Here is a 13,889-nt window from a genome sequence, read left to right as displayed (position 1 = left end):
GGGTGCTGCTCCGGGGCGGGGCGCCGGCCCTGGGCCCGGGGTGGTGTCGGGTGCCTGTGGGGCGGTGATGACCGTCACGCCCGTCGCGAAGCTGCCCAGGACGCGGCGGAACTCCGCCTGGTCGACCGGCACCCGCTCGCCCTCGCGGACACAGCGCAGCTCGGGGCGGGGCAGTGCTTCGACCGGGCGTGTGGGCGCGGTCGCCCGCGTCCGGTCGGACCGTAGATATCGGACGGCGGCCGCCGCCATTCCCGCATGTCCCATCACAGCCCCATTGAAACTGACGGGCCGTCAGAAGTGAAGGGTCGCAACGGCCGCCGTGCCGGTGCCGGTGTCGGGGGTGGTGCGGGTGTCGGGGGTGGTGCCGGTGTGCACATGGCCGCACGTCGCCCGCCGTGCCGGTGGTGGTGTGCGGGTCGCTTCGCGTCGCCCGCCGTGCCGGTCGCTCCGGCGGTGATCGGTTCGTCGCCTTCCCCGGCGCGGGCCGTCGTCGCCGGGAGGCGGGGCGCGGGCTGAACTCAGCGGCCCTCGAAGCGGGGTGCGCGGCGTTCGACGAAGCTTGCCACGCCCTCCTGGGCGTCCGCCGTCGTCATGTTGATCTCCTGGGCGGCGGCCTCGGCGGCGAAGGCGGTGGCGCGGTCGGTGTCGAGGGAGGCGTTGACCAGGTGCTTGGTCAGCGCCAGGGCGCGGGTGGGGCCGGCGGCGAGGCGCTCGGCCCACTCACGGGCCGTCTTCTCCAGGTCCGCGGCGGGGACGACCCGGTTGACCAGGCCGAGCCGTTCCGCGTCGGCGGCGGACAGGGCGTCGCCGAAGAACATCAGCTCCTTCGCGCGCTGCGGCCCGATCAGCCGGGGCAGGAGGTAGGCGCCGCCGCCGTCGGGGACGAGCCCGCGGCGGACGAACACCTCGATGAAACGGGCCTCTTCGGCCGCCAGGACCAGATCGCAGGCGAGGGCGAGATGCGCGCCGATGCCGGCCGCCGTGCCGTTCACCGCCGCCAGCACCGGCTTCTCGCAGTCGAGGACGGCCGCGACGAGCCGCTGGGCGCCGAGACGGATGGTGCGGGCCACGTCGCCGGCGACCCGTTCGGCGGGGCGGGCCGCCCCGCCGCGCAGGTCGGCGCCCGCGCAGAACCCGCGGCCCGTCGCGGTGATCACGACCGCCCGCACGGCGGGGTCCGCGGAGGCGTCCGAGAGCAGTTGGACGAGGCGGTCGCGCTGGTCGGGGGTGAGGGCGTTCATCGCCTCGGGGCGGTTGAGGGTGATCCACGAGACGGCGTTGTCAGTGGCGTGCAGTATCAATGAGTCACGGGATTTTTCCGGACGTTCAAGGGGGGAAGCGGGCATGTGGGTGCTCCATCTGTTACGGGGTGTGATGGCCTTGTCCGGTGTGCTGGGGTGGCGTTCAGCGGCACACCGCCAGCGCGTCCAGGGCCACGGCGCCCTGCCCCCTCGGCAGCACCATCAGCGGGTTGATGTCCAGCTCCGCGATCTCGTCCCCCAGCTCCAGCGCCATCCGCTGCACCCGGAGCACGACCTCCACGAGCGCGTCGACATCGGCCGGGGGCGCCCCGCGGACCCCGTCCAGCAGGGCCCGGCCGCGCAGTTCGTCGAGCATGGCGCGCGCCTGGTCCTCCCCGAAGGGCGGCACGCGTACGGCCGCGTCGCGGAGCACCTCGACGAGGACCCCGCCGAGCCCGACCGTCACCGTCGGCCCGAAGAGGTCGTCGTGCGTGACCCCCACGACCATCTCCACACCCCGCTCGACCATCTGGCAGACGAGCACCCCGTCGAGCGACACGTCCTCGTAGCGGGCGATGTCGGTGAGTTCCCGATAGGCGTCGCGGATCTGGCTCGCGGAGGTCAGCCCGATCTTCACCAGGCCGAGTTCCGTCTTGTGGGCGATCCGCGCCCCGGACGCCTTCATCACCACCGGGTAGCCGACGAGGCTCGCCGCGCGCACGGCCGCCGCCGCGCTCGTCACCAGCTGCTCGCGCGGCACCCGTATCCCGTAGGCGCGCAGCAGCTGCTTGGCCGCGTGCTCGCTCAGCTGCTGCCCCGGCCGCATCAGGGCCCGGGCCTTGCGGAAGGAGGGCGACGGGGAGCGCGGAGCCTCGTCGAAGGGGGAGCGGTAGGCGGTGGTGAAGCGGGCGTGGTCGAGGTGGGCGCGGACGGCGGTGATGCAGTTGGCGAAGGTGCGGAAGGTCGCCACCTTCGACGACCCGAGCAGCGTCTCGCGGTAGGCGTCCTCGGTGCCCACCGGCGACCCCCACACCACGCACACCAGCTTGTCGGTGCGTTCGGCGGCGTCCACCAGGTCCTGGGCGAGCTTGTCGCTCATCGGCGGGAAGGGGCCGGTGATGGGGCAGATCAGCACGCCGACCGCCGGGTCGTCGAGGATCGCGTCGAGGATGCGGGGACCGCGCCAGTCGCCCACCGGGTGCCCGCCGTTGTCGACCGGGTTGGCCACGTTCAGATAGTCGGGGATCCACTGGTGCAGTTCGGCCTGCTTGGCCTCCGACAGCGTCGGCAGGCGCAGCCCGGCCTCCGTCGCCAGGTCCGCGAAGTGCGCGCCCGTGCCGCCCGAGATCGAATAGACGACGACACCGTCGGCCACCGGACGTGACGGGGCCTCGGCGCGCGGCCGCCGGGCCCGCGCCAGCAGGGTCGCCGTGTCCTGGAGTTCGTCCAGACCGTCCACGCGGATCACGCCGTACTGCCGCATCGCCGCGTCGACCACCGCGTCCGCGCCGGTCAGCTTGCCGGTGTGGGTGGCGGCGGTGCGGGCGCCGGCCTCGGTGCGGCCGACCTTCACGGCCACGACGGGCACCCCGCGCCGTGCGGCCCGGTCGGCGGCGAGGAGGAAGGAGCGGCCGTCCTTGAGGCCCTCGATGTAGCAGGCGATGGCGCCCACCTCGGGGCGCTCGGCGAAGTAGGAGATGAAGTCGGCGGTCTCCAGATCGGCCTCGTTGCCGGTGGGGGCCCAGTGGGAGAGGCGGATGCCGAGTTCCTGGAGGGAGAAGACCGGGCGGCCCTGGTGGCCGGACTGGGTGATCAGCGCGATCGCGGGCCCGTCCAGGTCGTCACGGAAGCGTTCGAAGGCGTTGAGGTTGGTGTTCGGGCCGAGCAGCCGCAGACCTCCCGAGCGGGCGACGGCGGCGGCCAGCCGCTGCTGGGCGAGGGCGCCCTCCTCGCCGGTCTCCGCGAACCCGGAGGCGAACGCCACCGCGAACTTCACCTTGGCCTCGGCGAGTTCGTCGATCAGCGGGAGGGGGTCGGAGACGAGCAGCACGGCGAGGTCGACCTGTTCGGGCAGGTCGGCGACGGAAGGGGAGCAGGGGATGCCGAAGACGGACGGACGCGTGGGGTGCACCGGGTGCAGGCGGGCGCCGACCCGTTCGGCCCAGGCGAGCAACTGCCGGGTGATCCCGGTGTTGGGCCGGCCCTCCGCGTCCGAGGCGCCCACCACGGCCACGGACTCGGGGCGGAAGAACCGGTCCAGATCGGGGACGGCGGCGTACAGCGGGCGCCCGCTGACGTCCAGGTCGCCGGCCTCGGCAGGTCTGCCGTGCACGATCTGCTGGGGGGGCTCGCCGCAGGCGATGGCCCGGGCCCGGCGGGAGTCGGTGGTGAGGGTGCCGTGGGTTGATCCAAGCATCGGTCCGCCCGCTCCTGTGTGACAGCCAATTCACTGAGGTGACGCGGTCACGTACCACTCATCTAACTGACACAGCGTCAGATTTCAGATTACTGAACTGACGCTGTGTCAGGAATGGGCGTGCGGGCAAAGTTACGCGGCGGTACGGGGAGTTGTACCCGCCGGGGGCGGCCGTCAGACGTATACGGCGGCGGTCGGTCTTCGACGGCCGGTGGGTTTCGACTCTCTCCGGCGGCTCCTACGCTAACCGCACCGGCGCCCCGCGCTACGACTGCGAGCTGCCGTACTACGTCCTGGAGGACACCGCGCGGACGTACACGTTCAAGGTGCGGATCGACAACGCGACACCCGGCGTGACCGGAGCGGTGAGCGTCCACCCGGGGTCCGGACAGTTCGGAGTTCGACCCGGACACGTCGAACAACACGGGCGTACTGGAGCTGAACGGACCTAGCCGCCCGTTCAGCGCGCGGCGCGTACCTGCACGGTGACCGCGTCGCGCGTGGCGACGCCTCCGGTGTGGGCGACGGCCTTGGCGATCTTCTCGGCGTCGAGGGCGAGTTCGCGGAACATGCCGCTGATGGGGTTGGTGAAGCCGGTGAAGTACAGGCCGGGCGCGTTCCGCGGGGAGCGCGCTCCGTGCACGACCGGCTTGCCGCGCCCGTCGAGGACGTCGAGGTGGCCGAGCAGTCCCTCCAGGGCCCGGCGGTAACCGGTGGCGGCGATCACGGCGTCGGTTTCGACGTGCGAGCCGTCGGCGAGGACGACCTTGCCGTCCTCGAACTTCTCCACCGCGGCGACGATCTCCACCTTCCCCTTGCGGACGGCGTCGATGATGCCGACGTCCTGGACGGGGATGGAGCCCTCGTTGACCCGCGAGTACAGGCCGGACGTGGGGCGGGGCAGCCCGTGCGCGGACAGGTCGGGCACGCTGAGCCGGGCCATCGGCTTGGCGATCCGGTCCACCAGGGCGACCGGGAGCCGCCGCACGAGGACGGCGCTGTACTGGGCGGCCCAGCCGGCCGTGGAGCGGCGCACGATGTGCGGGGCCGTCCGCACCGCGAGCCGTACCCGCTTCGCCCCGCCCTCGACGAGGTCGACGGCGATCTCGGCGCCGGTGTTGCCGATGCCGACGACGAGGACGTCACGGCCGGCGTAGGGCTCGGGGTTGCGGTACGCGGAGGCGTGCGACAGGTCGCCGGTGAAGGTGTCGCGGCCGGGCCAGTCCGGGATGTTCGGCGTGTGGTTGTAGCCGGTGGCGACCACGACCGCGCCGGCGGTCAGCTCACGGCCGCCGGTGGCGCGCAGCAGCCAGGTGCCGTCGGGGTTCCGCTCCACGCGGGTGACCTCGACGCCGGTCACGATCTCCAGCGCGTGGACCTCGGCGTACTTCTCCAGGTAGCGCACCACGTTGTCCCGCGCCACCCACCGGCCGAAGCGGCGCGGCATCGGCAGGCCGGGCAGCGCCGACAGCCGCCGGGTGGTGTGCAGGCGCAGCCGGTCGTAGTGGCGCCGCCAGGACGCGCCCACCGCGTCCGACTTCTCCAGTACGACGGCCCGTATCCCCCGGGCACGCAGCGCGTGGGCGGCGGCCAGCCCGCCGGGACCGCCACCGATCACATAGACCGGGTGGTCGGAGACAGGGGTCGCGGAAGCTCTGGAGTCGGCCATGTGCCGAGCGTATTCACGTCCCTCATTGATGGGTCTCGGTCAAGACCGGAATTGGTTGCGGATTGATCACGGCTGAGGAGGTGTGCGTGAGGTCTGTGGCGTAGGTCTCCCGGAATATGGCGGGAGCGTGGTGTGGGTGGGGGTGGCGGGTAGCCCCGGCGCGCGCCGCGTCCCGGTGGTCCATACGATGTGCGCTTCCCTCGCCACGCCTTGCACTTCCCTCTCCACGTCTTGCACTTCCCTCTCCACGTCTTGCACTTCCCTCTCCACGTCTTGCACTTCCCCCTCCATGTCTTGCGCTTCCCTCTCCCATCCGCTGAACTGACGTACCGTCAGAAACCCCGCGCGGACACGTCGAAGGGCGGCAGCGATGGACTCGGTCTGGCTCTCCGGTGGTGAATGGCTGGCTGTGCTGCGGATCGGGCTCGGGCTGTGGTGGCTGGAGAGCTGGCGGCACAAGGACAAGAAGACCTGGTTCCAGGGCGCCGGGATCGCCTGGGCGGCCGGGGTGGCCGGGAAACACCGGTGGGAGGCGGTGCGCAGCGGCTTCGACGTGGTGGTGAAGCCCCGGCCCCGGACCATGGCGTATGTCGTCGCGTACGCCGAACTCGCCCTCGGCATCGGCCTGATCCTCGGCTTCCTCACCCCCGTGGCGCTGGTCGGGGGGCTGCTGCTCAACCTCCTCTACTTCGTGCTGATGATCCACGACTGGGCCGAGCAGGGGCAGAACTCGATGATGGCGCTGATCTCGGTCGTGGCGCTGTTCGGGATGTCGTGGCAGAGCTGGTCGCTCGACAGTGCGCTGGGGCTGCTCTGATGGGCTCCGGCAGGGCCGGCGGCCGGTTCGATCTGCCGGAGGCCGACGCCTTCAGCCGTACGTACTGGGACGCGGCCGCCGAGGGGCGGCTGCTCGTACGGCGGTGCGGGGCGTGCGGCCGGGCCCACCACTACCCCCGCGAGTTCTGCCCCCACTGCTGGAGCGAGGACGTGCGCTGGGAGCAGGCGAGCGGCCGGGCCACGCTGTACACGTGGTCCGTCGTCCACCGCAACGACCTGCCGCCCTTCGGGGAACGGGTCCCGTACGTCGCCGCCGTCGTCGACCTCGCCGAGGGGCCGCGGATGATGACCGAGGTCGTGGAGTGCGAGGCGGCGGACCTGCGGGTGGGGATGGAGGTGGAGGCGGTGTTCCGGGACGCCGGGGAGTTCCGGGTGCCGGTGTTCCGTGTGTGCGTGACCCCGTAGGGCCGGGGCGAACCGGCCTCGGTTTCAATGGCGGTGTGAGTCGTACTCCTGAGTCGTGTGCCGATGAATCGCCCGCCGAGTCCGTCGAGTCCGCCGGGTTCGTAGCGTCCGCTGGGTTCGTAGCGTCCGCTGGGGCCGCCGAGTCGTCCGGGGCCGCGTCCCGTGCCGAGGTGCACGGGCACGGGCTCGTGCTGTGCGCCTGGGACGCCGAGTCCGACGCCGACGTGGACGCCTGGTTCCGGGGGCGTTCCGACCCGGAGTTCCGGCGGTGGAACACGCCTCTGATGCTGGACGAGGGGCCCGAGGGGGCGCGTGAGTCGTTGCGGCGGCGTGCGGAGACCGACGCGGAGGGGAGCACCGCGACCTTCCGGGTCGTGGACGCGGAGAGCGGGGTCACGCTCGGGCAGGTCGGGTTCAGCGGGATCGACCGGCTCATGCGGCGGGCCATGATCGGCTACTGGGTGCTGCCCGAGGCCCGCGGCCGGCGGGTCGCCCGCCACTCGGTCGACCTCGCCACGCGCTGGGCCTTCGCCGAACTCGGCCTCCACCGCATCGAACTCGACCACGCCCTCGGCCACGACGCGTCCTGCCGGATCGCCGAGCGGTGCGGGTACCCGTACGAGGGGACCCTGCGCGGTGCTATGTGGGAGGCGGGACGGCACGACGCCTTCCGCGACGCCCACCTCCACGCCCACCTGGCCACCGACCCCGAGCCGAGCGGGGACGTGTAGCAGGGCCGAGCGGGGACGTCCTGCCAGGGCCCCCGCGGGGACGTCGGGCGCGGGCGGCGCGGGAACGTCCGGCCCCGGCCGAAGGGGGCGTGAAATCCGCGTGCGGGCGGCGGGGTTTCCTCGGTACGGTCGTGAGAATGCGTGCAGAGGGACGTGACCACGGAAACGTACAGACACCCGACCACGACGTGAAGACGCAGGCCCCCGACGACGGGTACGCCACCGTCGACGACCCCGACGGCTACTTCGGTGAGGCCGTCGCCGCCCACTACGACGAGACGTCCGCCGAGATGTTCGCCCCGGAGACGGTCGATCCGGCCGTGGCGTTGATCGCGGAACTCGCCGAACAGCCCGGACGGTCCGGACGGTCCGAACACCGGCCCCGCGCGCTGGAGTTCGGCGTCGGCACCGGGCGCATCGCCCTGCCGCTCGCCCGCGCGGGCGTCCCCGTGCACGGCATCGACATGTCGCGCGCCATGGTGGAGCGGATGCGGGCCAAGCCCGGCGGGGACGCGATCGGCGTGACCATCGGGGACTTCGCCACCGCCCGCGCGGACGGCGAGTTCACCGTCGCCTACCTCGTCTTCAACACGATCAACAACCTGCTCACGCAGGACGCCCAGGTCGACTGCTTCCGCAACGCCGCCGCGCACCTCGTGCCCGGCGGCTGCTTCGTCATCGAGGTCGGCGTGCCGGCGCTGCGCAGTCTGCCGCCGGGGCAGGACGCGGTGCCGTTCCACGTGGGCCCGGACCGGCTGGGGTTCGACACGTACGACGTGGCCACGCAGGGGATGCGGTCGCACCATGTGCGGATCGTCGACGGGCGGGCGACGCACCTCTCGATCCCGTTCCGGTACGTGTGGCCGGCCGAGCTGGACCTCATGGCCCGGCTCGCCGGGATGCGGCTGCGCGACCGCTGGGAGGACTGGGACCGGCGGCCGTTCACCAGTGACAGCACCCGGCACGTGTCGGTGTGGGAGAAGGACTGAACCGGTAGGGCCGAGGCACACGGGACGGGAGTGGGGCATGGCGGCAGGGAACATCGACGAGGTCGTGGACGGGCTCGCCGAGGTCGTGCGGGACGCCCGCCGCGCCGGCGACCGGATCGGCTACTTCGCGGCGCTGTACCGGCAGGTGACCGTCGAGGTCCGTACGGCAATACACCAGGGGCAGTTCGACGACGGCGCCCGTATGGATCAGTTCGACACGCACTTCGGGAACCGCTACTTCGAGGCGTACGACGCCTGGCGCGCCGACCGGAGCGGGCCGCGCTGCTGGCGTGAGGCGTTCGGGCTGCTGGACGACTCCGACACGGTGATCGTGCAGCATCTGCTGCTCGGCGTGAACGCGCACATCAACCTCGACCTGGCCGTTGCCGCCGCGCGGACCTGCCCCGGTGCGTCCATCCACGCGCTGCGGCGCGACTTCCTGCTGATCAACGACATCCTCGGGCGGGTCGTCCTGGAGGTGCAGGACTCGATCGACGCCCTGTCGCCGCTCCTGTCGCTGCTGGACCGGATCGGGGCCCGCAGCGACGAGCGGATCCTCGACTTCAGCATCCGCCGGTCCCGTGAGGAGGCCTGGCACAACGCCGTGCTGCTCGCCGGCCAGACCGAGGAGGAGCAGGCGGAGACCATCGAGCGGCTCGACGTCCGGGCCGCCGTACTGGCCCGCCTGATCGCCCGCCCCGGCGGCCTGGTCCGGCCGGCCCTGGAGCTGATCCGCGCCACCGAGAGCGACGACGTCCCAGCCGTCGTCGCCCACCTGGACAGGGCGATGGAACGGCCCACCGCCCGGCGAAGCACGGACGGCTGAGCCCGGCTCCCCAGGCTCCCCCCGGCCCCGCGGCCGCCCGGGCAGGGCACGGCCGCTGAGCCCGGCTTTCCCGCCCGGCAGGGCACGTACGGCTGAACCCGGCTCCCCCGGCCGCCCCGCGGCCGCCCGGGGCCTCTCACCAGGTGTCCGCGTTCCTCAGGGCCACAGAAGCTCCTTGGCCCAACCCCCCTCCGCCCTGCGGTAGACGAGCCGCACGTGGCGTCGGCGGGCGTCGCCCTGGAAGAACTCCACCTCGTCCGGCTCGACCGTGTACGCCGTCCAGGACGGTACGGGCGCGTCCGGCTCCCGTTCGGCCCGTGCCCACGCGTCGTCGGACGCCCGTTCCAGCTCCGCCAGGGAGGGCAGGACGGCGCTCTGCTGCCCCACGAGGGCCGCGGCCAGCGCGCCCGTCGAGCGGGCGTGCAGGTCGGCCTGGGCGAACGCTGCGGGGGCCACCGTGACCCGGCCGCGCACTCGCACCTGTCGCCCCCGCACGGGCCAGTAGAAGCCGAGGGCCGCGTACGGGCGGGCCGCGAGGTGCCGTCCCTTGCGGCTGCCGGAGTGCGTCGCGAAGTGCCAGCCGTGGTCGTCCACGCCGTGCAGCATCACCGTACGGACGTCCGGGTTGCCCTCCTCGTCGGCCGTGGCCAGCGACATCGTGTGCGGCTCGGGCTGCCCGGCCGCGACCGCGTCCGCGAACCAGGTGGTGAACAGGGGGACCGGTGCGGCGGGCGCCGCGGCCGGGTCGAAGCCGGGCAGCTCGGTGACCTCGGGGTCCCAGACCCGCAGGGTCCGCAGCAGCTGGACGAAGTCGGAGGGGGCGTCGGCGCCGGGAGTGCTCATGCGCCGATTCTGCCGGGCCGGGCCCTCACCCCCGCCCCAGGACCACCGTCCCCGAGGAGCAGAACCAGCCCCCCGTGCCGGAGACGACGGAGAGGCGGGGGAGATCGCCGGCGGGGGAGCGGAGCTGCCGCTCGCCGGCCTCGCCGCGCAGCTGGCGGACGGCCTCGACGAGGAGGAAGAGGCCGCGCATACCGGGGTGCTGGGCGGACAGGCCGCCGCCGTCGGTGTTGACGGGGAGGTCCCCGGTGAGGGTCAGCCGGTTCTTCTCCACGAAGGGGCCGCCCTCGCCCTTCGCGCAGAATCCCAGGTCCTCCAGCGTCACCAGCGTCATGTAGGTGAACGCGTCGTAGATCTCCGCGAAGTCGATCTCGGACGGGCGGATCCCGGCCCGTTCGAAGGCGAGACGGCCGCTGACCGCCGCCGGGGAGACGGTGAAGTCGGGCCACTCGGACATGGCGGTGTGGGAGACGTGCTCCCCGGTGCCGAGGACCCAGGCGGGGATGGCCGGACGGCAGTCCCGTACGTACTCCTCGGCCGCCAGGACGACCGCCGCGCCGCCGTCGGAGCGGACGCAGCAGTGGAGCTTGGTGAACGGGTCCGCGATCGGCGCGGAGGACAGCACGTCGTCGACGGTGATCGGCGTGCGGAACATCGCCTCCGGGTTCGCCGCCGCGTTCGCCCGGGCCTGCACGGCCACGGAGGCGAGCTGCTCCAGGGTCGTCCCGTACTGGTGCATATGGCGGCGGGCGGCCATGGCGTACTTGGCGATCAGGGTGTGCCCGTAGGGGACCTCGTACTGGAGGGGCCCGCGGGCGCCGAAGGAGAGGGTGCCGGTGCGGCGGCCCGCCCTGATGTCGGCGCGGGCCGTGGAGCCGTACACGAGCAGCACGACGTTCGCGTGCCCGGCGGCGATCGCGTCCGCCGCGTGCGCCGCCATGACCTCCCAGGTGGCACCGCCGACCGACGTGGAGTCCACCCACGTCGGCCGCAGCCCGAGATACTCGCCGACCTCCACCGGCGCCAGCGTCCCGAGGCCCGCCGACGCCAGCCCGTCCACGACGGTGTGCTCCAGGCCCGCGTCCGCCAGGGCACGGCGGGCGGCCTGCGCGTGCAGCGCGTACGGCGTCGCGTCGTCCACCCGCCCGCAGTCGGCGAGCGCGACCCCCACGACGGCCACCTCGCGGCGGCCGGCCCTTCCCCTGCGGATCCCTGGTACGGCGGCAGCGGTCATGGATCTGACGGTACATCAGATTCCCGCGTGGGGGACCTGTGCTTCCGTCGCCTCCCGCTCTAACATGACGCACCGTCAGATCGAGCAGAGGGTGAGCAGAGGGGGACCCGCCCATGGACGCCCGCTTCACCGCCGAGCAGGAGGAGATCCGCCGCACGGTACGGGAGTTGCTGCTCAAGCGCAGCGGCCCGGAGGACGTCCGGGCGGCCGTGCGGACCGGCGAGGGATACGACACCGCGCTGTGGACGACGCTCGCCGAACAGCTCGGCCTGCCGGGGCTCGCGCTCCCCGAGGAGTACGGCGGCGTCGGCTGCTCGGTCACCGAACTGGCCCTCGCCTGCGAGGAACTGGGGCGGGGTCTCACCCCCTCGCCGCTGCCGGCCACCGCCCTCCTCGCGGCCCCCCTCGTCCTCGCCCTCGGCACCGACCGCCAGCGCGAGCGGCTCCTGCCCCGTCTCGCCACGGGCCGCCTCACCGCCGCGCTCGCCGTACCCGGCGCCGCCCTCGCCACCGCGCTCGCCCTGACCGGCGACAACCATGGCGCGTGGGCCGGCGGTGGCCGCGCCGGGGGAGTGCAGGCACGGCGGTCCGGCGACGGCTGGCGGCTGTACGGGGAGGTCACGCAGGTGCTCGACGGGCACAGCGCGGGCCTGCTCCTCGTGGCCGCCCACACCGGCGGATTCGCCCGGTCACGCACACTGCTCTACCTCGTCCGGGCGGAGGCGACCGGACTCGTACGGGTACGGCAGACCGCCCTCGACGAGACCCGGCCGGTGGGCCGTATCCAACTGCGCCACGCCCCCGCCGAGTTGCTGGGCGAGGACGACGAGGCGGACGTACCCGCCGCGCTCGCCGGGGTGGGCGACGCGGCCGCCGCCGTCCTCGCCGCCGAGGCCGTCGGAGCGGCCGGCCGGGCCCTGGAGCGGACCGTCGCCCATGTCGGGCAGCGGGAGCAGTTCGGGCGGCCGATCGGATCGTTCCAGGCGGTCAAGCACCGGCTGGCGGACGTGTACGTGGGTGTGCAGGCCGCCCGGTCGGCGGCGTACTACGCGGCGTGGAGCGCGGGCGTGCGCGGCGAGCGGGTCGGCGGGCAGGCCCTCGCCCAGGCACTGGAGGCGCTGCGGACCGCCGCCGCGGAGGGCGTCCAGTTCCACGGCGGCCTCGGTTTCACCTGGGAGCACGAGGCGCATCTGTACTTCAAGCGCGCCACGGCGGACGCACTGCTCCTCGGCCCCGTGCACCGGTTGCGGGGGCGGGCGGCGGAGCTGGCGGGCATTTTCGGCGGCGACGAGGAGGTGCGGGGCTGATGGCCTCGAAGAGCGCGAGTGGCCTGAAGGACGCAGGCGTGCGGTGGGTGCAGAAGGTGTCGTCCGCTCCGGCGTTCGCGCGGGTGGCGCCCCATGTCATCCCCGCGCTTGACCGGGCCGTGCACCGGGTGACACGGGGCAAGGTGCTCCTCAGCGCGCAACTGCTGCCGGGGATCGTCCTGACCGCGACCGGGGCGCGGAGCGGGGTGCCGCGCCGCACGCCGCTGGCCTGCATGCCCGAGGAGGGCGGCCGGAGCTGGCTGCTCATCGGCTCCAACTTCGGACGGACCGACCACCCCGCCTGGACCGCGAACCTCCTGGCCCACCCCGACGCCGTGATCAGCTGGAAGGGCGAGGACATCCCGGTCACCGCGCGGCTGCTCCAGGGCGAGGAACGGGCGGCGGCATGGAAGGAACTGCTGCGCTTCTGGCCGCCGTACGCGACCTACCAGGCCCGGGTGGAGCGGGAGATCCGGGTGTTCCGGATCAGCCGGCGGTGAGGTGCGAGGCAGCGGACGGCCCCGCGGTGAGGACGCGGCGGGCGGTGTCCCTCGGGTGAGGGCGCCGCCCGCGTGACAGGACCGCGTCCGGGGCCGCCCGGGGTGCTCCCGGCTACTTCGTGGGCTTCTTGCCGGTGATGCCCAGGTGCACCAACAGGGCCAGGTTCGGCTTCAGTTCGGCCTGCTTCACACCCCAGGACTGGAAGCCCTTCTGGTGCGAGGAGACCGAGGCGAGCATCGCCACGAGGGAACCGGCGAGGGCGCCCGGGCTCACGTCCTTGTCGACCCGGCCCTTGGCCTGGAGCTCCTTCACCGTCTCCGAGAGGGAGTTGGTGACCGAGTTCAGGATCTTCATGCGGATCTTGTAGAAGCGTTTGTCGCCCTCGGCGGCGCCCAGGTCCACGACCCGGAGGATCGCGTCGTTCTTGCGCCAGAACTCCAGGAAGCCGTCGACGAGTTCCTGGGCGGTCTGCCAGCCGGCCTTGCCCACCCAGGAGCGTCCTTCGAGGAGGGACGTCAACGTGGCGCCCTCGGCGGCCATTTGCTCCGCGATCTCCAAGACCGCGCCCTCGACGTCCGGGAAGTACTGGTAGAAGGTCGCGGGCGAAGTCCCCGCCTTCCGGGCGACATCGATGACTTTGACGTCCCGGTAGGGGGAGGAGCTGAGCATCTCGCTGAGGCAGTCGAGCAGCTTCTGCCGGGTCGCCTGCCCACGTCGGCCGGCCACGCGGCCGTCGACGGTACGCACTTGTCCTGTCATGCCGTCAGCTTACCGAGGGGTGATCGGAGCGCGATTCGGCCGACTGCAAATGGGGAGTACGGGCTTCACCAAGGGCTTCTCGGGACGCGACGGGCGGCGGGGTGGCGGGTTTCTTTCGCTGCGGAGGAGAAGCG

13 protein-coding genes and 1 pseudogene are annotated in these 13,889 nt (G+C 72.9%); 7 read left to right on the top strand and 7 right to left on the bottom strand.

All coding sequences use genetic code 11. The annotated features are described in order from the left end of the window. The 4 genes and pseudogenes from AOK23_RS45960 to AOK23_RS33305 form a co-directional block, all read right to left on the bottom strand. A pseudogene (locus AOK23_RS45960) lies at positions 1–264 on the bottom strand (flavin reductase family protein); the annotation flags it as partial. Between the two features lie 254 nt (positions 265–518). Further along, positions 519–1,346, bottom strand: a complete 828-nt coding sequence (locus tag AOK23_RS33315; RefSeq protein WP_055716272.1) for an enoyl-CoA hydratase/isomerase family protein — start codon at positions 1,344–1,346, stop codon at positions 519–521. Positions 1,347–1,404: 58 nt separating this feature from the next. Then, positions 1,405–3,657, bottom strand: coding sequence for an acetate--CoA ligase family protein (locus tag AOK23_RS33310; RefSeq protein ID WP_055716271.1), 2,253 nt, complete (start codon positions 3,655–3,657; stop codon positions 1,405–1,407). A gap of 460 nt (positions 3,658–4,117) precedes the next feature. After that, on the bottom strand, positions 4,118–5,326 hold the full coding sequence (locus tag AOK23_RS33305; protein ID WP_055716270.1) for a flavin-containing monooxygenase: 1,209 nt from the start codon (positions 5,324–5,326) through the stop codon (positions 4,118–4,120). Positions 5,327–5,696: 370 nt separating this feature from the next. Between AOK23_RS33305 and AOK23_RS33300 the strand changes: the two genes are divergently transcribed. The 5 genes from AOK23_RS33300 (at position 5,697) to AOK23_RS33280 (ending at position 9,114) form a co-directional block, all read left to right on the top strand. Then, complete coding sequence (locus tag AOK23_RS33300; protein ID WP_055716269.1) at positions 5,697–6,143, top strand: DoxX family membrane protein; 447 nt, start codon at positions 5,697–5,699, stop codon at positions 6,141–6,143. Further along, complete coding sequence (locus tag AOK23_RS33295) at positions 6,143–6,568, top strand: Zn-ribbon domain-containing OB-fold protein (protein ID WP_055716268.1); 426 nt, start codon at positions 6,143–6,145, stop codon at positions 6,566–6,568. The genes AOK23_RS33300 and AOK23_RS33295 overlap by 1 nt, the downstream gene beginning before the upstream one ends. 170 nt (positions 6,569–6,738) lie before the next feature. Continuing rightward, a complete protein-coding gene (locus tag AOK23_RS33290) occupies positions 6,739–7,299 on the top strand; it encodes a GNAT family N-acetyltransferase (protein WP_055716267.1) in 561 nt (186 codons plus the stop codon). A 137-nt stretch (positions 7,300–7,436) separates the two neighbouring features. Beyond that, complete coding sequence (locus tag AOK23_RS33285; protein ID WP_079049853.1) at positions 7,437–8,288, top strand: class I SAM-dependent DNA methyltransferase; 852 nt, start codon at positions 7,437–7,439, stop codon at positions 8,286–8,288. A gap of 37 nt (positions 8,289–8,325) precedes the next feature. Then, positions 8,326–9,114: a DUF5995 family protein gene (locus AOK23_RS33280; protein ID WP_055716265.1), complete on the top strand. Its 789-nt coding sequence runs from the start codon at positions 8,326–8,328 to the stop codon at positions 9,112–9,114. 156 nt (positions 9,115–9,270) lie between these two features. Here the strand turns inward: AOK23_RS33280 and AOK23_RS33275 are convergent, their stop codons facing one another. After that, positions 9,271–9,957: a pyridoxine/pyridoxamine 5'-phosphate oxidase gene (locus AOK23_RS33275; RefSeq protein WP_055716264.1), complete on the bottom strand. Its 687-nt coding sequence runs from the start codon at positions 9,955–9,957 to the stop codon at positions 9,271–9,273. A 25-nt stretch (positions 9,958–9,982) separates the two neighbouring features. After that, positions 9,983–11,188, bottom strand: a complete 1,206-nt coding sequence (locus tag AOK23_RS33270; RefSeq protein WP_206336365.1) for a thiolase C-terminal domain-containing protein — start codon at positions 11,186–11,188, stop codon at positions 9,983–9,985. Positions 11,189–11,301: 113 nt separating this feature from the next. Between AOK23_RS33270 and AOK23_RS33265 the strand changes: the two genes are divergently transcribed. Together AOK23_RS33265 and AOK23_RS33260 are read left to right on the top strand one after the other, a co-directional pair. Further along, a complete protein-coding gene (locus tag AOK23_RS33265) occupies positions 11,302–12,495 on the top strand; it encodes an acyl-CoA dehydrogenase family protein (protein WP_055716262.1) in 1,194 nt (397 codons plus the stop codon). Next, the gene (locus AOK23_RS33260; RefSeq protein ID WP_055716261.1) at positions 12,495–12,995 is read left to right on the top strand and encodes a nitroreductase family deazaflavin-dependent oxidoreductase; all 501 of its coding nucleotides are present in this window, start codon (positions 12,495–12,497) and stop codon (positions 12,993–12,995) included. The genes AOK23_RS33265 and AOK23_RS33260 overlap by 1 nt, the downstream gene beginning before the upstream one ends. Positions 12,996–13,107: 112 nt before the next feature. Here the strand turns inward: AOK23_RS33260 and AOK23_RS33255 are convergent, their stop codons facing one another. Beyond that, positions 13,108–13,755 carry a TetR family transcriptional regulator gene (locus AOK23_RS33255; RefSeq protein ID WP_079049852.1) on the bottom strand — a complete coding sequence of 216 codons (648 nt, stop codon included), beginning with the start codon at positions 13,753–13,755 and terminating at the stop codon, positions 13,108–13,110. Positions 13,756–13,889 lie beyond the last annotated feature (134 nt).

This window comes from Streptomyces torulosus (assembly GCF_001419765.1).
GTDB lineage: Bacteria > Actinomycetota > Actinomycetes > Streptomycetales > Streptomycetaceae > Streptomyces > Streptomyces torulosus.
Note: the sequence above shows the minus strand (reverse complement) of the source record. Positions and strands in the feature narration are given on the sequence as shown.